At 46.3% G+C, this 21,303-nt stretch carries 18 protein-coding genes, 1 other RNA gene and 1 other annotated feature; of the genes, 1 reads left to right on the top strand and 18 read right to left on the bottom strand.

The features are described from left to right. Positions 1 to 46 precede the first annotated feature (46 nt). The 5 genes from BBEV_RS05660 to BBEV_RS05640 are packed head-to-tail and all read right to left on the bottom strand — an operon-like array spanning position 47 to position 4,093. Positions 47 to 739 (bottom strand): tetratricopeptide repeat protein, encoded by a 693-nt coding sequence (locus BBEV_RS05660; protein ID WP_069364582.1) that lies wholly within the window; start codon positions 737 to 739, stop codon positions 47 to 49. Between the two features lie 6 nt (positions 740 to 745). Continuing rightward, positions 746 to 1,855 carry a tRNA 2-thiouridine(34) synthase MnmA gene (mnmA, locus tag BBEV_RS05655; RefSeq protein WP_198155069.1) on the bottom strand — a complete coding sequence of 370 codons (1,110 nt, stop codon included), beginning with the start codon at positions 1,853 to 1,855 and terminating at the stop codon, positions 746 to 748. A gap of 18 nt (positions 1,856 to 1,873) precedes the next feature. Then, a complete protein-coding gene (locus BBEV_RS05650) occupies positions 1,874 to 3,022 on the bottom strand; it encodes a cysteine desulfurase family protein (RefSeq protein WP_069364581.1) in 1,149 nt (382 codons plus the stop codon). Between the two features lie 44 nt (positions 3,023 to 3,066). Next, positions 3,067 to 3,486, bottom strand: a complete 420-nt coding sequence (cymR, locus tag BBEV_RS05645) for a cysteine metabolism transcriptional regulator CymR (RefSeq protein WP_069364580.1) — start codon at positions 3,484 to 3,486, stop codon at positions 3,067 to 3,069. After that, a complete protein-coding gene (locus BBEV_RS05640; RefSeq protein WP_069364579.1) occupies positions 3,470 to 4,093 on the bottom strand; it encodes a YczE/YyaS/YitT family protein in 624 nt (207 codons plus the stop codon). The genes cymR and BBEV_RS05640 overlap by 17 nt, the downstream gene beginning before the upstream one ends. 160 nt (positions 4,094 to 4,253) lie before the next feature. Between BBEV_RS05640 and BBEV_RS05635 the strand changes: the two genes are divergently transcribed. Beyond that, entirely contained in the window at positions 4,254 to 5,597 is a 1,344-nt protein-coding gene (locus tag BBEV_RS05635; protein ID WP_069364578.1) for an AAA family ATPase, read from the top strand. An 85-nt stretch (positions 5,598 to 5,682) separates the two neighbouring features. On the opposite strand, the gene BBEV_RS05630 is transcribed toward BBEV_RS05635, so the two are convergent. The 13 genes from BBEV_RS05630 to recJ form a co-directional block, all read right to left on the bottom strand. Next, a complete protein-coding gene (locus BBEV_RS05630) occupies positions 5,683 to 6,402 on the bottom strand; it encodes a LutC/YkgG family protein (RefSeq protein WP_069364577.1) in 720 nt (239 codons plus the stop codon). Next, positions 6,402 to 7,838, bottom strand: coding sequence for a LutB/LldF family L-lactate oxidation iron-sulfur protein (locus BBEV_RS05625; RefSeq protein ID WP_069364576.1), 1,437 nt, complete (start codon positions 7,836 to 7,838; stop codon positions 6,402 to 6,404). The genes BBEV_RS05630 and BBEV_RS05625 overlap by 1 nt, the downstream gene beginning before the upstream one ends. 13 nt (positions 7,839 to 7,851) lie before the next feature. Then, positions 7,852 to 8,574: a (Fe-S)-binding protein gene (locus tag BBEV_RS05620; RefSeq protein ID WP_069364575.1), complete on the bottom strand. Its 723-nt coding sequence runs from the start codon at positions 8,572 to 8,574 to the stop codon at positions 7,852 to 7,854. Positions 8,575 to 8,751: 177 nt separating this feature from the next. After that, positions 8,752 to 10,338 (bottom strand): L-lactate permease, encoded by a 1,587-nt coding sequence (locus tag BBEV_RS05615; protein ID WP_069364574.1) that lies wholly within the window; start codon positions 10,336 to 10,338, stop codon positions 8,752 to 8,754. Positions 10,339 to 10,651: 313 nt separating this feature from the next. Continuing rightward, complete coding sequence (locus BBEV_RS05610; RefSeq protein WP_069364573.1) at positions 10,652 to 11,419, bottom strand: tRNA threonylcarbamoyladenosine dehydratase; 768 nt, start codon at positions 11,417 to 11,419, stop codon at positions 10,652 to 10,654. Between the two features lie 160 nt (positions 11,420 to 11,579). Continuing rightward, positions 11,580 to 11,766: non-coding RNA, 6S RNA (ssrS, locus tag BBEV_RS05605), on the bottom strand. A gap of 119 nt (positions 11,767 to 11,885) precedes the next feature. Further along, positions 11,886 to 13,670 (bottom strand): aspartate--tRNA ligase, encoded by a 1,785-nt coding sequence (gene aspS / locus BBEV_RS05600; protein WP_069364572.1) that lies wholly within the window; start codon positions 13,668 to 13,670, stop codon positions 11,886 to 11,888. Then, positions 13,670 to 14,953 (bottom strand): histidine--tRNA ligase, encoded by a 1,284-nt coding sequence (gene hisS / locus BBEV_RS05595; protein WP_069366613.1) that lies wholly within the window; start codon positions 14,951 to 14,953, stop codon positions 13,670 to 13,672. Before hisS ends, aspS begins: the two co-directional genes overlap by 1 nt. Before the next feature lie 79 nt (positions 14,954 to 15,032). Beyond that, positions 15,033 to 15,261: a binding site (T-box leader), on the bottom strand. A 59-nt stretch (positions 15,262 to 15,320) separates the two neighbouring features. Next, complete coding sequence (gene dtd / locus BBEV_RS05590; RefSeq protein ID WP_069364571.1) at positions 15,321 to 15,770, bottom strand: D-aminoacyl-tRNA deacylase; 450 nt, start codon at positions 15,768 to 15,770, stop codon at positions 15,321 to 15,323. A 33-nt stretch (positions 15,771 to 15,803) separates the two neighbouring features. After that, complete coding sequence (locus tag BBEV_RS17995) at positions 15,804 to 16,034, bottom strand: ACT domain-containing protein (protein WP_407690241.1); 231 nt, start codon at positions 16,032 to 16,034, stop codon at positions 15,804 to 15,806. Between the two features lies 1 nt (position 16,035). Continuing rightward, entirely contained in the window at positions 16,036 to 18,006 is a 1,971-nt protein-coding gene (locus tag BBEV_RS05585; protein ID WP_407690240.1) for a RelA/SpoT family protein, read from the bottom strand. Positions 18,007 to 18,205: 199 nt separating this feature from the next. Next, the gene (locus BBEV_RS05580; RefSeq protein ID WP_069364570.1) at positions 18,206 to 18,718 is read right to left on the bottom strand and encodes an adenine phosphoribosyltransferase; all 513 of its coding nucleotides are present in this window, start codon (positions 18,716 to 18,718) and stop codon (positions 18,206 to 18,208) included. Positions 18,719 to 18,778: 60 nt separating this feature from the next. Further along, on the bottom strand, positions 18,779 to 21,157 hold the full coding sequence (gene recJ / locus BBEV_RS05575; RefSeq protein ID WP_069364569.1) for a single-stranded-DNA-specific exonuclease RecJ: 2,379 nt from the start codon (positions 21,155 to 21,157) through the stop codon (positions 18,779 to 18,781). Positions 21,158 to 21,303 lie beyond the last annotated feature (146 nt).

The raw sequence follows: 21,303 nt of genomic DNA, 5'->3' as shown, positions 1-21,303 counted from the left end.
CGTGATTCCCCGATTCATAGACATTCGTCTGTATTTGAGTCTTCAGCTATTCAGGATTCTCTTGATTGAGTGCATCCTCCATCGCTTGTTCCATCTGTTTTTTCCCGTTTGCACTCAGCGCATGGTCAGGCTGAATCTCCAACGAGCGATTGAAGGCTTCCAGTGCTTTGTCGGGTTCTCCCTGATAAGCATAGCCCACCCCAAGATTAAACCAGCTGTCCGCATGGGCGTCATCGAGCTTGTTCAGCTGATGAAACGCATCGATGGCTTCACTCACATGTTCGGTCTGAGCAAGACAAAGACCGTAATGAAACCATGCTTCCGTATCCTGGTCATTTAATTCCACGGCAGTTTTAAATTGAGGAACTGCCTGAAGGAACGCTTCCTGTTGAAAACAGCTCATGCCAAGCATATAGTAGACGTCACTCTGATGAAGTCCGAGCTTCACGGCTTCCTGATAGGTGTCCTGCGCTTCCTTGAATCGTTCAAGATTATACAGGGCATTCCCTTTCCCGTAGGCGGCCGTCGCCTGAGACTGATCAAGGCCCAGGGCCCGTTCAAAAAAGACGATTGCCTTTTCATTTTCGCCCACTGCAGACAGCAGGTTCCCAAAGTTAATATACCCCACTGGATCCTCAGGGTTTTCTTCAATGCTTTCATTCAGCAGTTTTGCTGCATTCTCGAGTTCCCCGTCCTGCATGGCTTTCACCGCTTGTTGATTCTTATCTTCCGCTGTCATATATCCTCACACCTTTACTTCTGTTTTCAGCCGTTCATTAATCGTCGCGCCCCCGAGGCAGACTTCCCCGTCATAAAAGACCACGGCCTGCCCTGGTGTCACTGCTCGCTCAGGTTCATCGAACAATACCGTCACCTGATCATTTCCATCTACCAAGACTTTTGCACGCCGGTCTTCCTGACGATACCGGGTTCTCACCGTGCACTGAAATTCATTCGCAGGGGGAGAACCAGCAACCCAGTTCACACCATCAGCTTTCAAGCCTTCGGAATACAGTGCCGGATGGTGAAAGCCCTGGCCGACAAGCAGCACATTACGCTCAAGATCCTTATCAAGGACAAACCAAGGTTCACCGGATCCGCCAATACCGAGACCTTGTCGCTGTCCGAGTGTATAATACATCAGCCCGTCATGCATCCCCTTGACTTCGCCCTCGGGGGTTTCCATATTCCCCGGTTGCGCCGGCAGGTATTCGCTGAGAAACTCTTTGAAGTTCCGCTCCCCGATAAAACAAATTCCCGTGCTGTCTTTCTTTCCGGCTGTGGCAAGCTTAGCTTCTTTGGCTAATTCCCGAACCCTCGGTTTATCGATGTCACCGAGTGGAAACATCACACGCTGCAATTGCTCTTGACTGAGGGCGTTGAGAAAATAAGTCTGATCCTTGTTGCGATCTTTCCCTCTTAACAGCTTCACCTCGCCATGTTCTCTTTCAATCCGTGCATAATGGCCAGTGGCGACATAATCCGCACCGAGCGTCATCGCATGATCGAGAAAGGCTTTGAATTTAATCTCTTTATTACACATCACATCGGGATTCGGAGTGCGCCCTGCTTTGTATTCATCCAGAAAATACGTGAACACTTTATCCCAATACTGTTTTTCAAAATTCACCGCATAATACGGAATGTCCAGCTGATTACACACACGGATCACATCATCGTAATCTTCCGTTGCCGTGCACAGGCCTGCATCATCGGTGTCATCCCAATTCTTCATGAAGATCCCGATCACTTCATACCCCTGCTCCTTGAGAAGATGGGCTGTTACAGAAGAATCCACGCCTCCGGACATACCAACAACGACTCTCGTATCTTCCGGCTTTTTGATATCTTGCATTTGTTTCACCTCGATAGGTCAGGTATTCGCCTTCAGACGATTGACGACCTGACAGATTCGTTCTGCAGCTGTCGCTGCTTCTTCTTTCGTATTCCCGAGACCAAAACTGATGCGGATGGCAGAATTCGCGATCGCTTCATCGTCAAACATCGCACTGAGTACATGGGACGGATCCACAGAACCCGCGGTACAGGCGGAACCGCTGGAGACCTGGACTCCTTCCATATCAAGATTCATCAACAGCGTTTCAACATTCACGTCTTTGAAACTCACATTCAAAATATGCGGCAGCGTATCCTGAGCCCTTGAATTCACATGGATATCCATTCCTTGCTTATAAAAAATATCAAGCATCACAAATCGGCAGGCATCGTAAGTTTGACTGCGCTCAGCCCTCGTTGTAACTGCCAGATCGGCAGCGTACGAAAAGCCGACGGCACCTGGTACATTTTCTGTTCCTGCACGCCGCTTCTTCTCCTGTTCTCCGCCAGTCAACTGCGCGTCAAGCACAACCCCTTTTTTCACGAACAACGCGCCAATTCCTTTCGGTCCGTTCATTTTATGGGCAGAAATTGTCATCAAATCGACCGGCAATTCGGAAAAGGCAATGGGTTGAAGACCAGCTGCCTGCACGGCATCTGTATGAAAACGGATCCCACGTTCCCCAAGAAGAGTGCCAATCTCATGAATCGGTTGAATCGCACCCGTTTCATTATTCCCGTACATAATAGACACGAGAATCGTGTCCTCCTGAATGGCAGATTTCAGCTCACCCAGATCAATCAGGCCTTTATCATCCACGTCCAGATACGTGACATCGAATCCGACAGGTTCCAACGCCTCAAACGCATGCAGCACAGCATGGTGCTCCGTCACAGTTGTGATCACGTGATTTCCTTCACCTTGAAGCTGCCTTGCAGTCCCGAATATCGCCAGGTTATCTGCTTCTGTACCTCCACTTGTAAAAACCACTTCGTCGTACCTCGCACCAAAAAGACCGGCCAGTTGTTCACGGGCATCATCCAAAGCTTTTCTTGCTTTCCTGCCGGCCTGGTGAATACTCGATGGGTTCCCAAACTGCTCATAAAAATACGGCATCATCGCGTCCACCACATCCGGATGAGTTGGAGATGTTGCCGCATGATCCAAATAGATCGGTGATTTCATATGAATCGACTCCTGTTCGTCCGCCACTGCTATGACGTCTCTGTCTAGATATAGAACATATAATATTCCTGGTTTTCTTCCCCTTCATAATTCGCCAAATCATCTATGGTCGTAGAATCAAGCACTTCTTTGACGGCATCGCGAATCTTGATCCAGAGATCACGTTTTGCAGGTTCTTCATCGTCTATGATTTCAACAGGTGTGATCGGTCCTTCCAATACACGAATGACATCCCCGGCTGTGATCTCCCCGGGTTCTTTAGCCAGCATATAACCTCCGTAAGCGCCCCGAACACTCTTTACCAGTGACGCGTTTCGAAGAGGCGCAATCAGTTGCTCCAGGTAATGCTCCGACAAATTATGTTCCTGGGCAATGGACTTCAACGATGTCGGTCCTTCCCCGTGTTTCCTTGCAAGTGCCATCATAATCGTCAAACCGTAGCGTCCCTTAGTTGATATTTTCAATGTGCATCCCTCTTTCTTCCATTCGATGGTTCATCCAGTTTCTGCAGATCGTCAATGACCATGCAGTGATGTGTCCGATCGCCAAACTGAAAATGATCGTCCCGATAAATACAGGACCGCCAATGAGCCAGCCGATGATCAGTACGCTTCCTTCCATATAAAGACGTACTCTGGCAACCGATAAAGGCGTCCGCTCGGCAATGGCCAGCATCACACTGTCTCTTGGTCCTGCTCCCATTTGGGGTGATATATATATACCAATGCCAAATCCCATGATTCCGATACCAAAAAATAAAAACAGCAGTTGAAACACCAAAAGTTCCGGGGCCGGGATTAAAAAGAGAAACATATCCACAAACAACCCGACGACCAGCATATTCGCATAAGCCCCCAATTTAGGGAGTTGTTTTGTAATCAGTGCAGACAAAAGCAACAAAAGAAATCCCATCAGGATCGTCCATGTACCGACAGTTAATCCGAAGTTCAAAAACAGCCCTACATGCAGCACATCCCATGGTGCACTCCCTAACTCAGCCCGGATCATGAGGGCTATACCCAGACTCATGACCATTAATCCAACCGTAAAAACGGTCCATCGAAACCACATCGTGTCACCAGCTCTCTATTTACAATTGCTTATCACATTATAGCACAAATCAACCAAAGCTTAAATTCGCCAAACTTCTTGCATTTTAGCCTGCGCTGGGGGAAAATGCAATGGATACAGACTGAAAATGACGCATTTATTTATGAAAGGAGCAGATCATATGGATCTCTTCTCTTCCACTCCGGATCAGGATAGACCGAAAGGCCCCTTGGCTGCAAGAATGCGCCCGCGTACGTTGGATGAAATCTTCGGCCAGGCTCACATCATAGGCGAAGGGACACTGCTTCGAAGAGCCATCGAAGCAGACCGTCTGTCACCGATGATTTTTCATGGACCACCAGGCACCGGAAAAACGACACTGGCCAAAGTCATTGCCAATACAACTGCGGCTGTTTTTGAGCAGTTAAATGCCGTAACAGCCGGTATTAAAGACATCCGTGACATGGTCAGTCAGGCAAAAAGCAGGCTGGACTACGACCATAAACGAACCGTTCTGTTCATCGACGAGATCCATCGGTTTAATAAAGGCCAGCAGGATGCACTATTACCGCACGTGGAAGACGGAACGGTGATTCTGATCGGAGCCACAACCGAAAACCCGATGTTCGAAGTCAATCCCGCCTTGATTTCACGTTCACGGCTGTTCAGACTCGAACTGCTCGATGATCAGGAAATGAGAGCGGTGATGGATCACGCACTTCAAGACGAGGAACGCGGCTTCGGTGAATACAGCGTAGAGATCGCTGAAAACGCCATGGCACATTTGATTCACATCGCATCAGGTGACGCCAGAACAGCTCTCAATGCCCTTGAACTGGCTGTACTGACAACCGATGCAGATGAAGACGATGTCATCCGCATTGATTTAGAGACAGCAGAGGCATCGATCCAGCAGCGTATGATCCGTTATGATAAAAGCGGCGATAATCATTACGATACAATCTCTGCATTTATAAAAAGCATTCGCGGTTCTGACCCTGACGCAGTTCTCTATTGGCTGGCTAAGATGATCTATGCCGGAGAAGACCCCCGTTTTATTGCAAGGCGCATTTATGTACATGCCGCCGAAGACGTAGGCCTGGCTGATCCGAATGCGCTGTTGATCGCTCAGGCAGCATTTGATGCCGTGGAATTCCTCGGTATGCCCGAAGCACGGATTCCATTGGCTGAGGCGGCTCTGTATTTGGCTACGGCTCCGAAAAGTAACGCTGTCATCACCGGCATCGACAGTGCTCTGAACACGGTCAAGAATGAAAGACCTGGGGAAGTGCCCGTTCACCTTCGCGATGCACATTATAAGGGTGCATCAAAACTTGGGCATGGGGATGGTTATCTTTATCCTCACCATTATGAACACCACTATGTCGTTCAACAGTATTTACCGGATCAACTGAAGGGAAGGCAATTCTTCACCCCTTCAGCAAACGGCTATGAAAAAACCGTTCAAAAACGGCTGGACTACTTCAAAGACCGTCAAAATGATGCCCGAAACAGGAAGCCGTGACAGAACAGACCCTCATCAAGGTGATTACATCACAGAAATGAGGGTCTGTTTTTTATCTTGGTGCGTTCAAAAATGAACGAACTGTTTATTTGTCATCAATCACGATATAGGTCGCCTGAACAGGGCCATGAACCCCTACAACGAGACGAAGTTCGATATCTGCTGAGTTACTCGGTCCGGAAATAAAATTGATGCACGATGGCATACGGCCGTTTTCCTTCGCCATTTCGGAAATCCGGTCTGATGCCTGGGTCATCCTTGGCACGAGTGTACTTTTCGGGACAATTGCGATATAGCGCTGCGGTAATAAGCTGACGGATCTGCCTTTTCCGTTATCGCTGAATAAAACAACCGTACCGGATTCAGCCAAGGTGACATCGCTGAACGTGACACCAATATTGGCTTTTTCAGCCTTCACGATACTCTTCTTCGGGTTCGTTGAATCCCATTCAAAGACGTCTGTCCCTGCACTTTTCTCCTGATCAAGATAAGTGGTGAGTCCAAACTCTTCAAAACGGCTGTCTTTTGAATAAACAATGGAATCCTTACCCATTTGCTCAACAACTTCACCAAACGATTGATTTAAATCATCAAATTTCGTCACGACAACACTTGTATGAATTTTATCACTTTGAATGATAAATTGATCGAGAAGTTCGTTTTGATCCAACCCTTTAAACACTTCACGATGGGGTTCCTTTGACCATTCAGGGATTATTACCGGCTCCGTTATTCTTTTTCGGCCAAGTGCATTCGCAATATTATTTAAAAATCGATCCTTACCTTGAATAGTTCCTTGTGCCATTATGATCGATCTCCTTTCTCACGGGAATTAAACCATTTTCTGAACGTATCTCCGCGGGAATCAGGCAGATCACGAATGTTCGTCCACAGTTTAACAGGTCCCATTCCTTTACCTTCGCCATCCGATTCGCTCTTGGCAATTCTGCTGATGTATGACGGCGCTGCTTTTGTTCCCATACTGTACATGTTTGGATGGCTTGCAGCAAAGGCAAAGCCTTTCATTGCCATTCTTTCCGCCATACCGACTTTCCCTGTCTTCTCAACAATATCTTTCCGGTGTTCAATCAACAGTTCATGCAGCGGGATTTTCACCGGACAGGCATCCGTACATGCTGCACAGAGCGAGGACGCATATGGCAATTCTTTATAGTCATCATAGCCTTCCAGGAGCGGTGTCAGAACCGCACCGATCGGGCCTGGATAAATCGATCCGTAAGATTGCCCGCCCACATGGCGATAAACCGGACATACGTTGATACAGGCTGCACAGCGGATACATTGAAGAACGGACTGATACTTTGTGCCAAGGATTTTAGATCGTCCGTTATCGACAATCACAACGTGGAACTCTTCAGGACCGTCTGCATCGCCGTCTTCACGGGCACCGGTTAAACCGGTCACATAGCTGGTCAATTTTTGACCAACAGCACTTCGGCAAAGCATCGTAACGAGAACATCCAATTCCTTCCATGTTGGTACGACCCGTTCCATTCCCATGATGGTGATCTGCGTTTTCGGCAGGGTGGTTGCAAGCCTCGCATTGCCTTCATTTGTAACAAGTGACATGGTGCCGGATTCTGCCACTCCAAAATTATTCCCTGTAATACCCACTTCCGCTTCAAGAAAATCTTTTCTCAATTGTTCCCTGGCGAAAAGGGCCATTTCATTGGGATCGGACGTTTTATCATATTGTCTTTTTTCCTTGAAAATATCCCGGATCTGCTCTTTATTTTTATGAAGAGCAGGCACAACGATGTGAGACGGTGCGTCACTGTCGTCAAGCTGCAGAATCCATTCGGCAAGATCGGATTCCACTACTTTTGCTCCTGCACCCTCAAGGGCTTCGTTTAAACCGATCTCTTCTGTCATCATGGATTTCGCTTTGATTACGTTTTTTGCATTTTTGGATTTCACGATGGATTTCACGTATTCATTCGCGTCGTCTGCTGTATCTGCAAAGAAAACATGACCGCCTTGTCTTGCCACATTTTCAGCAAATTGATCCAGGTAATAGTCCAGGTTCTCAAGCACATGCTCACGCATTTCCGAAGCTGTATCACGCCAATCTTCCCAATTCCCCATTTCTTCTTGAATCCCGGATTTACGACCTTGCAGACGCGTTTGAGCTTCTACAACGGCTTTGCGCATAAATGCATTGTTGATTCCCTTGTCTACGCGCTGAAAAAATTTATCATCACTCGTTTTAACTCCACTCATTTAATAACACCCCTTATGCTTGCGAATTAAGTACTTCAGCAATGTGCATCATCTTCACCGGTTTACCATGCCGATCAAGTCGTCCACCAATATTCATCAAACAGCCAAGATCCGCTCCGATAAGAACGTTCGCACCGGTTTCATGAATGTGTTCGACTTTCTCATTGACCATTTGTTCAGAGATCGGTACCATTTTCACACTGAATGTCCCACCAAAACCGCAGCAATTCTCCTTATTCGGCAGCTCAGTGAATTTCAACCCTTTCACATTGTTCAACAGTTTCATCGGCGCATCTTTCACCCCAAGGAGTCTGGTCATATGGCACGACGTGTGATAAGTGACACTGGCATCAAACGATGCTCCGACGTCTTCCACCTTCAGAACATCGACAATAAACTGGGTTAATTCATACGATTTCGCTTTCAATGCTTCTGCTTTTTCCAGCCACTCGGCATCCTCTTCGAAGAGCTTTGGATATTCGTGAAACATGGCTGTACAGGAACCAGATGGTGAAACGACGTATTCGGCATTCTCGAATACTTTAATCATATGTTTCGCAACATCCCTTGACTCCCTGTGAAAACCACTGTTGAATGCAGGCTGTCCGCAACAGGTTTGCTGCTTTGGAAAATCCACTTCACAACCGAGTCTCTCAAGAACTTCAACCGAGCTTTGTCCAACAGAAGAAGGGTAAACAACATCTGCCAAACAGGTTAAAAATAATGACACCTTCATATATATGCCTCCCCGCGCTTTTTTGCACTCATCTGATGACCGGATGAGTTGACGTAAAAAATTTTTTGATCAAATTCATTGTACTGAAAGCGTTTTTACATGTAAAGACTTTCTATCATTCTGTGTTTAAAAAGAAGGGCAAACGTTGAACGTTTGCCCTGTTTTTAACACCTTCGATCAGATAATCAGCAATACGATGGTTCCTGCGATACCAAGAAACAGTCCGTACAGAAGTGCTGGAATCAACGTCTTCCGGATGATGTCGCCTTCTTTACCAACCATTCCTACAACAGCAGCGGCGGCAACAACGTTATGAACACAAATCATGTTCCCGGCTGCTGCACCTGCGATTTGTTGACCCAAGATCAGATTCACATTAAGGCCTGTATCCAATGCTGCACTGTATTGGATCGGTGCAAACGTCAAGGTGGATACGGTAGCACTTCCTGTAATAAAGGAACCGAGTAACCCGAGGTACGGTGCAACAAAAAGCCACATTCCGCCGAGCGATCCTGCCATTACCGTTGCAATGTGCTGCGGCATGGAAACTAGATCTTGGGCATTCATTCCTGAGTTCGTAAATACCTGTACCAGGGCCAGTGTCGGTAAGAGCGCCAACGCCGCTCCTTGAATGGTCCCCAAGGACTGCTTCGTTGCTGTTACAAAGTTAGACAGTTTCTTCTTCTGGGTGAAAACAGAAATGAAGGCAGCCAATAAGAGTACAGCACCAGGTGAATAGAGCACTTGCCACGCTGACGAAACGCCCTCAACACCTAAAATGTCATTCCACCCGAAATCAATCGCTGTTTGCGTAAAGTTTTGAATCGGTTCAACAATTCGCGTCAACAAGAGCAATACGACAACAATCATGTACGGGCTCCATGCTGATAAGAGACTCATTTCAGATTTCGTGTCCGGCACAACAAAGTCATCCTGAAGCGCATCTTGCCAAACTTCTTTTGGAAGCAAAATTTTCTTCTTCGCTGTGACTGTTGCAACAGCCAGTGCCGTCATTGAAGCCAGAATGGCAACGAATTCCGGTCCGAACAAGTAAGCGTAAACAAATGCCGAAATGGTGTACGTAAACCCGACGAGCAAAGACCAAGGCAACATGGAGAAGATAGACGACATGCCACGCTTTTTACCGAATGCAACGGTCAATACCACAACTAGGGCGAAAGGTACGAGTGTACCGACAAGAAGATCCATCATCGTGATGCGGATGGCTACCTCCTGGAACATCTCTGCCCCGGCACCTTCTATGTTACTTAAGCCGACAATAACCGGTGTACCAACTGCTCCAAAAGATACTGATGTACTATCGGCAATCAATGCCGTAGTCGCAGCCGCTAGTGGTGTGAAACCGAGTGCAACCATCAAAGGCCCTGTGACAGCTGCTGGTGTACCAAATCCGGCAGCACCTTCGATCAGACTCCCGAACAGGAATGCAACAATGACTACCTGTACACGCATATCCGGTGAAATGTTTCTGAAACCTTCGTTAATTCGTTCAACGGCACCTGTTTGCCTAAGCGTATTCAGGAGAACAATCGCTCCCAATAGAATAAACAGAATTGTCACCGCTCTGTGAAAACCTTCCAAAATCGATGCACTCAGTGTATGAAGATCCATCCCCCATACCAGAAACGCCAGTAAAATAAAGATGATTGCACTAAACAGCATCCCTTTTTTTGCCGGCATACGAAATAGTACAAGAAAAATGAACGGAAATAAAATGGCACTAATCGCTGTTAAAAATAACACTCAACATCCCCCCGTTTGATTTAATTCTTTGGTTTGACAAACTCTCCATTTGGTTTACCTAAGCTCATCTCGTCGTTCTGCTGCAGCAGTCATCAGATGACCTTATGTAAGTGCTTTCATTGTAGAAAAAACTAGAGATTCTTTCAATAGCATATGACAAGAAATATTAGATTTCCATCTTGTCTATACAAATTCCGAAAGAATCTCCTCTTATTATCGTTTATTGTTTTTTAACGTTTGTGTAGTGTTATTTAATTCACAAACTGACACTTGTATGAAAATATAAATAAAACAGCTGAAATACCTGTGAAATTCAGTTGTTTCTATGAATCGAAATCCCATCCAAAAGTCTGGTAATGACGTGACCTGCCATCATCAACCCTGAAACAGACGGAACAAATGCGTTTGAAGAGGGCGGGAGTTTGGCTTTTCGAATGCTTCCTTTTTCAGCTTGTTCCGAAACTATTTTCTGACGGATTTCCTCACGAATCACAATCGGCTGTTCCTCAGAGTAAACCACTTCCACTCCACTGTGAATACCCTCTTTGCGAAGACGGGTTCTGATGACTTTCGCCAATGGGTCGTATCGGGTATCTGAAATATCCGCAATTTCCAGACGGGAAGGATCCATTTTGTTAGCAGCCCCCATTGCAGAAATAATGGGTATTTTCCGGTTAAGGCACTCTTTCATGAGATGAATCTTATAACTGACCGTATCCGATGCATCGATGACATAATCCGGTTGATAAGAGAAAAAGGTTTCATAGGTCTCATCCGTATAAAACATTTTTAACGCAATGATCTCACAGTCTGGATTAATATCCATCATCCGTTCTTTCATCACATCAACTTTAGGTTTCCCGACGGTCGACAACAGCGCGTGAATCTGGCGGTTCACATTCGTGATATCAATATCGTCTTTATCCACAAGAATAATTCGTCCAACCCCTGATCGTACTAACGCCTCTGCAGAAAATGATCCGACACCACCGATTCCGAGTACAGCTACTGTTTTGTTTTTCAATCGTTCAAGACCATCTTCACCGATAGCCAGTTCATTTCTTGAAAATTGATGATGCATGATTTCCTCCTGTTCTTAACCCTGCGTGAATCGTTTTTGCAATCTCAAAGCAAAGTCTGAAAAGATAAAAGAGCACTCCATATAAGAGGAGTGCCCTGATGAATCGTATCTGATTATAGCATTGCCAGAGCTGACTGACAATACGGCTGTGCGTATAAATAAGAGTCCCGTGAATGCCGTCCATTGACCTTGGTTTGAACCTGCATTGGCAGGTGGGTGCCCTGTTCAGCACCGCTAACTTCCCCATTTACGGGGCATGTTATTGTTGCTGAAACTCAAGGTTCAGGCTCCCGATGTATAAGTGTTGGCTCAAAACGTTAAGTTTTTAACGAACACCACAGGAACTCTTTACACATATGCTTTATTGATTACTCTTATTTTACCTCTGAATCAGAAAAAACACAAGAGCTTACATGGTCCGATCAGTGAACATTTTTTATCCTTATTTTTCTAAAAATCATGAACCTTATGAATCAGCGGGCTTCTGGTCTTTAACGGCCAGTTTCAATTCATCCAGCTGCGCATCACTGACACCACTTGGCGCATTGGTTAACAGACAGTTCGCACTGGCCGTCTTCGGAAAGGCAATTGTATCACGCAGGTTCGTTCGTTCGGCCAGGATCATGACAAGACGGTCAAGACCTAAAGCGATGCCGCCATGAGGAGGAGTACCGTATTCAAAGGCATCGAGCAGGAACCCAAACTGGGATTTTGCTTCTTCATCGGTAAAACCGAGTGCCGAAAACATCTTCTCCTGAAGGTCACGTTCATAAATACGCTGGGAACCGCCGCCAAGTTCATAGCCGTTCAAAACCAGGTCATATGCTTCTGCACGAACCTTTTCGGGCGATTCTGTCAAAAGCGCCTCGTCAGCTGCAACAGGTCGTGTGAATGGATGATGCTCAGCCATATAACGACCCATCTCCTCATCATAAGAGAGCAGCGGGAATTCCGTCACCCAAAGGAAGTTGAAGTCTTTCGGGTCGAACAGCTTCAACTCTTTTGCAAATTTATTTCGCAGGTTTCCGAGGACATCATTTGCTACTTTTCGTTTATCCGCCACGAATAACAGCACATCATCAGTTGAAGCATCGAAGATATCGATCAGCGCTTTTGACTTTTCGTCATTGAAGAACTTGGCTATCGGGCCTTTCAATTCACCATCATCTTCAACCTTCAACCAGGCAAGTCCTTTCGCGCCATAGATTTCTGCAAACGCGGACAGATTATCGAGGTCTTTGCGGGAATTGTCCGGTCCAATCCCTTTCACGCAGATCCCTTTCACTACATCACCACGTTCAACGGTTCCGGAAAAGACCTTAAATGACGAATCTTTCACCAGTTCAGATACATTCTTTAATTCCATACCGAATCGTAAATCCGGTTTATCGGAACCGAAACGTTCCATCGCTTCATGGTAGGTCAAACGCGGGAAAGGCGCCTGCACATCGGCCCCCTTTAAGGTCTTTACGAGTTGGATCATCATCTTTTCCATCATGGAGAGCATCGCTTCCTTACCCATGAAGGAGGCTTCGATATCCACCTGCGTGAATTCCGGCTGCCGGTCTGCTCTGAGATCCTCATCACGAAAACATCGGGCAATCTGATAGTAACGCTCAAAACCGGAGACCATCAGCAATTGTTTAAAAAGCTGCGGAGACTGCGGTAATGCATAAAACGAACCGCCGTGAACACGGGAAGGCACCAAATAATCCCGCGCACCTTCCGGTGTGCTCTTCGTCAGAATCGGCGTTTCGATCTCCATAAACGCCTCTTCATCGAGAATATCGCGGATAAGTTTTGTCGTTCTGTAACGCATATGCATGGTATCTGCCATTTTCTGTCTTCTCAAATCCAGATACCGGTATTTCAGCCTCACATCTTCATTGATCTCCTGCTCATCCTCAATCATGAAAGGAAGGCCCTTTGCTTTATTCAAGATCGTGATGTCCGTGACGTTAATTTCAATCGTCCCTGTAGAGATCTTCTCATTCACATTCTCAGCATCCCGTTTCATAACGGTGCCTGTCACTTCAATCACGTACTCGCTGCGTATTTTTTCCGCGAGCGCATGAGCTTCCCGGTTCTCATCACCATTAAAAACGATCTGGACGTACCCGGAACGGTCTCTCAAGTCAACAAAAATCAGTTCTCCCAGGTCACGGCGCCGCTTTACCCAGCCTTGTAAAATTACCGTTTCCCCAATATGCATTTCATTTAATTCCCCACAGATGTGTGTGCGCTCCTGCATTATGATTCCCCTTTCGTCTTTCCTTCTTTAAGATAGTCGGTCAATTCACTGATGTTAACCGTTTCCTGAGAACCGGTTAACATATGCTTTACTTCAATCGTTCCGGCTTGCACTTCCTCATCACCAAGAATCAAGGCGTACCCGGCATTGATTCTTCCGGCAGCTTTCATCTGCCCTTTCATTTTCCGTGAAAGATAATCCGTATCCACGGATAATCCTGCATGCCGTAACTTGTGAATCAAAGAAGGCGCCTGATCTTTCGCCAGCTCCCCCATCGTCACGAGGTAGGCATCCACTTGGTGATCAGCAGGCAGTTTAATTCCCTGGGTTTCAAGTGCCATTAACAGCCTTTCAATACTGAGCGCAAAACCAATTCCGGGTGTTTCCGGTCCCCCGATTTCTTCGACAAGTCCGTTATAACGACCACCCCCCATTAAGGTCGTAATCGCACCGAATCCCTCACCGTCAATCATGATTTCAAAAGCTGTGTTATTGTAGTAATCCAGACCCCTGACAAGTCCCGGATCCACGACATATGGAATCTCCATATCTTCGAGATACTTTTTCACTTTGTCAAAATAAACGGAAGACTCTTCGTTCAAATAGTCGAGAATGGATGGCGCAGTTGCCTGCTTTTCATGCTCGCTGTCTTTTTTACAGTCGAGGATACGCAATGGATTTTTTGTGAGGCGTTCCTGACAATCACTGCACAATTCCCCAATCACCGGTTCAAAGTGCTTCACGAGTGCTTCACGGTGATTCGAACGACTTTCCTGATCACCGAGGCTGTTCAAGACTAATTTAACCCCCGTCAGTCCAAGTTCCTTATAAAAGTCCATTGCAAGACCAATGACCTCGGCATCAATTGCCGGATCGCTGCTGCCCATGGCTTCCACACCAAACTGGACAAATTGGCGCATTCTGCCAGATTGAGGGCGTTCATAGCGGAACATCGGACCGATATAATACAATTTTACCGGCTGGTCAGCCCAACCGTGCATTTTCTGATCCACAAAGGAACGAACGGTGGAAGCCGTTCCTTCCGGCCTGAGTGTTAAGCTTCGGCCGCCCCGGTCCTCAAAAGTGTACATCTCTTTTTGGACAATATCCGTCGTATCACCAACGCCTCTGGCAAACAGCTCTGTCTGTTCAAAAATTGGTGTGCGGATTTCCTGATAGTGATAGCGTCTGCAAAGTTCTCTTGCTTTTTCTTCGATGTATTGCCATTTTTCCGATTCACCCGGCAGTATGTCCTGAGTGCCTCTCGGGATTGAAAATTTCATATGATTCATCCTTTCACCGATTGCATGGTCGAAACTTTTATCTGAAAACAAAAAACTCCCGTCCCTGTTTTGAAATCAAAACAGGGACGAGAGTTAACTTCCCGTGGTACCACCCTTATTGGGGAATTCTGAATTCCCCCTCTTTACCGGTTAACGCCCGGCAACGTTTCTCCCTACTGAAAAAAACGGTTCAGAAGAAAGCCTAAGGAGTGTTCATTCATAGAGGACAATCAGAAATGCTTCCAGCCTTTGGCATTTCTTCTCTGGGACTGACGATCTCTACTACTCTTCTCCCTCATCGGCAATTCGCGCTTGTTCAATTGTTATCTATCATACTCAATCATGGGATTGCTTGTCAACCTGTGAATCAGGAATTTTTGCTCTCTACAACAAGCGTGACAGGTCCATGGTTTACCAGTTCTACGTCCATCATGGCTCCAAATACACCGGTTTCCACAGTCAGGCCATGATCTTCTTGCAGAAAACGGTTGAATTGTTCATAAACTGCCGTTGCATGATCGGGCTTGGCTGCAGCCATGAAATTCGGCCGGCGACCTTTTTTGCAGTCCCCATAGACTGTAAACTGGGAAATCGACAGAATTCCGCCAGCGGTGTCCTTTACGGAAAGATTCAATTTTTCATCATCATCCTCAAATATCCGCAAATTGCCGATTTTATCCGCCATCCATTTCGCATCTTCTGCCGTATCTTCATGTGTTACACCAACCAGGAGCATCAGTCCATTTTCAATTGCCCCGGTAGTCTGATCATTTACAGTAACCGCTGCTCTGGATACCCGTTGCACTATTGTTCGCATTCCTCTTCCTCCATCGTCCTTTATCAGTAACGGTCAATTCATGATTCTCCGGACAGCGTATATGTCCGTAATCTGTTTGATACGGTCAACAACCCGTTGTAAGTGGGCGACATTTTGAATGGCTACAGTCATGTTGATCGTCGCCATTTTATTTTTATCCGACCGCCCTGAGACCGCATTGATATTCGTTTTTGATTCTGCCACCGCCTGTAGCACATCATTCAAGAGTGCTCTTCGATCGTAGCCATTGATCTCTATGTCCACGTTATACGTCTTTGTTTTTTTTCGAATCTTCTTCCCATTCTACGGGCAACAGCCGCTGCATCGCTTCTTCAGTATTGATATTTGGACAGTCCGCGCGATGAACGGAAACCCCCCGTCCTTTTGTAATGAAGCCTTTAATGTCATCACCCGGGACCGGATTACAGCACCGTGACAATCTGACCAACAGATTATCCACACCCTTGACCCTGACCCCGGTATTCGTAGATCTGGACTTTTCCTCATTTTTTTCACTGGAAGGTGATTTCACTTCATCTTTCACTTCATTCAGGGACGTGATTTCTTTTTCCTCTTCCTCTTTTTTCCGGATATCATCCGTAAGTCGGGTGACAATCTGAGCTGCAGTGATGCCCCCGTAGCCAACCGCAGCAAACATATCATCTTCTGACGTGAAGCTGAATTTGTCAATGGCGTGAGCAATATTCGCATTGGTCATAATATCTTTCACTTTATACCCTTTTCGCTCAACTTCTTTCTCAATCATATCCAGCCCTTTTTCAATGTTTTCTTCCCTTTTTTCCTTCTTAAACCATTGTCTGATCTTATTTTTGGCATGAGAGCTTTGCGTGATTTTCAGCCAATCGGTACTCGGGCCATAAGAATGTTTCGATGTCAGAACTTCGACAATGTCCCCTGTTTTGAGCTGATGATCCAACGGTACCATTTTACCGTTAACTTTTGCACCGATACAGCGGTTTCCCACCTCTGTATGAATCCGGTAGGCAAAATCAAGCGGTACTGATCCTTTCGGCAATTCGATCACATCCCCTTTAGGGGTGAATACAAAGACCATATCACTGAAAAGATCTATTTTTAATGATTCCATAAACTCCTGCGCATCATTGGCATCGTTTTGCCACTCAAGAATTTCTCTGAACCAGGAAAGTTTTTGATCCATCGTTTCTTTATTATCAACAACGGTCGTTCCTTCTTTATAGGCCCAATGCGCTGCAACACCAAACTCAGCAATTTTGTGCATTTCCTCTGAGCGGATCTGCACCTCCAGCGGGTCCCCTTTCGGACCAATGACCGTTGTATGCAATGACTGATACATATTCGCTTTCGGCATCGCGATATAATCCTTAAAGCGGCCCGGCATGGGTTTGTACTGGGTATGAATCGTCCCGAGTACCGCATAGCAATCTTTGATGCTTGGCACGATGATTCTGACAGCAAGCAGGTCATAAATCTCATTAAATTGCTTATTTTGCAGCACCATTTTACGGTAGATGCTGTAAATATGTTTTGCTCGTCCATTAATCTCCGCTTTGATATCCATCTGTTCACAGCGCTCACGGATATCATCCTGGACTTGCTCAATATAATGTTCCCGTTCTGCGCGCTTTTTCTTCATCAGGTTAACAATCCGGTAATACTGTTGAGGGTTCAAATAGCGAAGTGCTGTATCTTCAAGCTCCCATTTAATCGCGGAAATCCCCAACCGGTGAGCCAAAGGCGCAAAGATTTCCAACGTTTCATTGGCAATCCTCCGCTGCTTATCCGGTGGGAGGTGTTTCAAGGTTCTCATATTATGTAACCTGTCGGCCAACTTAATCAGAATGACACGGATATCCCTTGCCATAGCAACAAACATTTTCCGGTGATTTTCTGCCTGTTGTTCCTCTTTGGATTTGTATTTAATTTTACCGAGCTTTGTAACGCCATCGACGAGCATCGCCACTTCTTCACCGAAATCCCGTTCAAGATCTTCCAGGGTGATTTCCGTATCTTCAACCACATCATGGAGAAAAGCCGCCGCAACAGTATTCGGATCCATCCCGAGTTCGGCAAGAATTCCCGCAACCTGAACAGGGTGCCAGATATATGGCTCCCCGGATTTGCGGTATTGTTCCCGATGGGCATATTCAGCAAGTTCATAGGCCTTGCGAAGAAAGGCAATATCTTCATCGTTTAAATATTCATTTGCAAGTTCTAATACTTCTTCAATGGTCATGAAATCACCTTAGATCGTCGAAAATACCGCCCGGTAGATTCGGAGAATTCGTGTCCTTGCAATCTGTCTGCAAAGATCACGTGAATCGTGTAAGAAAAAAGTCTTCTCCGAGGAAAAGACTTGTTGCCATCATAGCACATTCAGCATCGTTTGCGAATTCATAAAACTCGAAAAAAACTGAACTGCCCTTGCACGTTTTTCAATACGTGACTAAAGAATAGACATCATATTTCTGCAGGTTTTTACGGCCCTCAAGAAAACTCAGCTCAATTAGAAACGCAACGCCCACAACAACGCCGCCAAGCTCCTCCACCATGGAAATCGTTGCCTGAATTGTACCTCCTGTCGCCAATAGGTCATCTGTGATGAGTACTTTTTGACCTGGCTTGATGGAATCCTTGTGAATATTCAGCGAATCTTTGCCATATTCCAGCCCATAATCCACTTCAAGTACTTCCCGTGGCAGCTTGCCGACTTTACGGACAGGTACAAAACCCGCTTCGAGTGCATAAGACACCGGACAACCTACCACGAATCCACGCGCTTCAGGTCCAACGACAACATCCACACCACGGTTTTTTGCAAAAGTCACCATCTCATCAATCGCCTGGCGATAGACCTTTCCATTCTCCATCAATGTCGTAATGTCCTTAAAACTGATGCCTTCATGCGGGAAATCTTCAACTACAGTAATGTGATCTTTAAAATCCATCTTCTTCCTCCTGTGGCCGGATTGATTGGTTCCGGCTTCATGAAATTAATTACATCTGATTCATTGGCGGGCAGAAGAATCTTCCAATTGAGCAACGCGATTGTTTCTGACATCATCGATCCATCGCTTCAATTCAGTGCTTGAGGAATAATACAAGTTTTCCTCCACCCCTTGTTTTGCCAAACTTTCCTGGTACAATGCCGAATCGGTTAACACCCGTTTATCCGGTTTGGAAACAGCATGTACAATGCCATTTTCAATTGTAACAAACTCCAGCTCAGAAAACACCTTACACATGAACCGAATATGATCCATGGACCAGCCCTTGCGTTTACTGATCGTTTGGGCGTGACGTTTCATATCAATCTTCCCCTGATGCACAAACAGTTTATATAACTCTGTAAACTGTTCCCGCCTTGGAACTGTATTGATTCTGCCGCTATCCTCATGAAGAAAGACCGGATATAATTTCTCCAGAACTTCCATTTTATCAAGTACAGCCTCCACCTGATTCAGGTTGATTGGCAGATCGATAAAAACTACTTCCTGGGCTTCTTTCAGCTGGCTCACCTGCTCTTCATCAGGCAAACTCCCCTTTAATTCAATACGCGACCAGGCTTCAGGCAGTTCTTGTGTCAGGCTTTTAAATGAATGACTGAATGATACGGCAGTCACTTTATCGCGTTTTAACAAGTGCTGCTGACGAAATAATTTTTTATTTCCGCGGTAATCAAACAGCTGCCAATCTGACACCCGAAGATCTTCCACCATGAATTGTGGTTTTCGATTCCCGTTCCACTCATTGATACTGAGTTTTCCTACAACGGATAATCGTGACATCATGGAAATGGCATTCGCCAGCTCTCCTTTTCGAAAAGCAATGGCATCCAGCTCTCTGTCTGACGCATCATCTCGAAGTGTAAATTTCAAATGATCTCCCGTTGCACCAATTTGACGCATCGCACTGATTTGAACCTCATCAAGCATTACTTTCGGTGCGGGGTTGCCGATCCCATAGGGCGCCATGCTTTGAAGGTCCTCAATGGCTTCAAGCGTCACTTCGTGTATAGCCACCGGCAGATCCACGTGGAGTTTTCGGATCCAGTCATCCTCTGACATGGTCTCCAACGCCAGCTCAGATAATCGTCCCCGTAAATCATCGACATCCTGCAGGTTCATCGTCAGCCCCGCTGCCATCGGATGTCCGCCAAAATGAGGCAGAATATCACGGCAAGTGGATAGTGACTTGAACATATCAAAGCCTTCGATACTTCTCGCAGAGCCTTTTGCGACGCCTTTTTCCTCATCGAAACTGAGCACAATCACCGGTCGATAATAGGTTTCGACCAGTCTGCTTGCAACAATCCCGATGACACCCGGATTCCATCCACTTTTTCCTACAATCAACACCGGCGGAATGTCCTGCTCCTCCACCTGAGCAATCGCTTCTTCACTGATTTCTTTGACAATGGCCTGTCGCTCGCGGTTCAAATCATCGACAAAAAGCGCCAGCTCTTCCGCTTCAGAAAAATCAGCGGTTATCAAGAGTGCCGCCGCTGGATCCGCAGAATCCAATCTTCCTGCAGCATTCAGCCTTGGACCGATCAGAAATCCGATAGTCTCTTCGTTCAGTTCACTGATGTCCGCACCTGCTTTATTCAGGAGTGCTTTCACTCCCGGGCGGCAATCGTGACGGATCGCCTCGATCCCCGCTTTTGCGAGGAAACGGTTTTCCCCTGTAAGTGGCACGAGATCGGCAATTGTGCCAATGGCAACCAGGTCCAGGAGGTGATCCGGGACATCTCCGGTCAAGGCATGAATGACCTTGAATGCCACACCTGCTCCTGCGAGATTCGGATTCGGATAGCTGCAGCCCGGCTGTTTCGGATTGATGACAGAAAACGCATCGGGCAATGCTGGCGGCGGTTCGTGATGATCCGTAATAATCAGATCAACACCCAGTTCTTTTGCGACAAGCGCTTCATGTACGCCCGAAATCCCGGTATCGACCGTTATGATTAACGCAACGCCTTCGTCTTTGGCCTGTCGAAATGCAGATTCGTTTGGTCCATAGCCTTCCGTAAAACGATTTGGAATATAGTAACTGACCACCGCATCCAGTTCTTTAAGCGTCAGGTACATCATGGATGTACTCGTAACACCATCTGCATCATAATCTCCAAAAATCAGTATTTTCTCTTTATCTGCAATCGCTCGAATGATTCGTTCAACCGTTTTCTCCATCCCTTTCAACAGGAATGGATCATGCAGGGAACGATGGTCCATATGTAAAAACGACATCACATCTTCTTTTGCAGTGATGCCACGCCGGACAAAAAAGCGGGCGGCAATATGGGATAACCCCGTCAATTCAGCCAGTTCCTTCACCTGATCCTCCGACCATTCGGGAATCAACCATTTCGCCTGTGATTGTAGCATTCAACATCACTCCTGACCTACATCATTATACATAAGCGTTAGATCTCCTGCAACGGCCTTCGTCCATTCTCCGTAAAGAAAACTTCGCTTTTCGCAAACCAATGCCAGAGGCCTTAGTTGCACGTATTCTTTCATTCTCCAGTGCA

Source organism: Salisediminibacterium beveridgei (assembly GCF_001721685.1).
Lineage (GTDB): Bacteria > Bacillota > Bacilli > Bacillales > Salisediminibacteriaceae > Salisediminibacterium > Salisediminibacterium beveridgei.
The sequence above is the reverse complement of the archived record's forward strand: the minus strand, read 5'-3'. Positions and strand labels throughout refer to the sequence as shown.

Bases quoted from the DNA above. Each gene is read 5' to 3' on its own strand.
- BBEV_RS05660 (WP_069364582.1), bottom strand. From the start codon at position 739: ATGACAGCGGAAGATAAGAATCAACAAGCGGTGAAAGCCATGCAGGAC.
- mnmA (WP_198155069.1), bottom strand. From the start codon at position 1,855: ATGCAAGATATCAAAAAGCCGGAAGATACGAGAGTCGTTGTTGGTATG.
- BBEV_RS05650 (WP_069364581.1), bottom strand. From the start codon at position 3,022: ATGAAATCACCGATCTATTTGGATCATGCGGCAACATCTCCAACTCAT.
- BBEV_RS05640 (WP_069364579.1), bottom strand. From the start codon at position 4,093: ATGTGGTTTCGATGGACCGTTTTTACGGTTGGATTAATGGTCATGAGT.
- BBEV_RS05635 (WP_069364578.1), top strand. From the start codon at position 4,254: ATGGATCTCTTCTCTTCCACTCCGGATCAGGATAGACCGAAAGGCCCC.
- BBEV_RS05630 (WP_069364577.1), bottom strand. From the start codon at position 6,402: ATGGCACAAGGAACTATTCAAGGTAAGGATCGATTTTTAAATAATATT.
- BBEV_RS05625 (WP_069364576.1), bottom strand. From the start codon at position 7,838: ATGAGTGGAGTTAAAACGAGTGATGATAAATTTTTTCAGCGCGTAGAC.
- BBEV_RS05620 (WP_069364575.1), bottom strand. From the start codon at position 8,574: ATGAAGGTGTCATTATTTTTAACCTGTTTGGCAGATGTTGTTTACCCT.
- BBEV_RS05610 (WP_069364573.1), bottom strand. From the start codon at position 11,419: ATGCATCATCAATTTTCAAGAAATGAACTGGCTATCGGTGAAGATGGT.
- aspS (WP_069364572.1), bottom strand. From the start codon at position 13,670: ATGCAGGAGCGCACACACATCTGTGGGGAATTAAATGAAATGCATATT.
- hisS (WP_069366613.1), bottom strand. From the start codon at position 14,953: ATGAAATTTTCAATCCCGAGAGGCACTCAGGACATACTGCCGGGTGAA.
- dtd (WP_069364571.1), bottom strand. From the start codon at position 15,770: ATGCGAACAATAGTGCAACGGGTATCCAGAGCAGCGGTTACTGTAAAT.
- BBEV_RS05585 (WP_407690240.1), bottom strand. From the start codon at position 18,006: ATGACCATTGAAGAAGTATTAGAACTTGCAAATGAATATTTAAACGAT.
- BBEV_RS05580 (WP_069364570.1), bottom strand. From the start codon at position 18,718: ATGGATTTTAAAGATCACATTACTGTAGTTGAAGATTTCCCGCATGAA.
- recJ (WP_069364569.1), bottom strand. From the start codon at position 21,157: ATGCTACAATCACAGGCGAAATGGTTGATTCCCGAATGGTCGGAGGAT.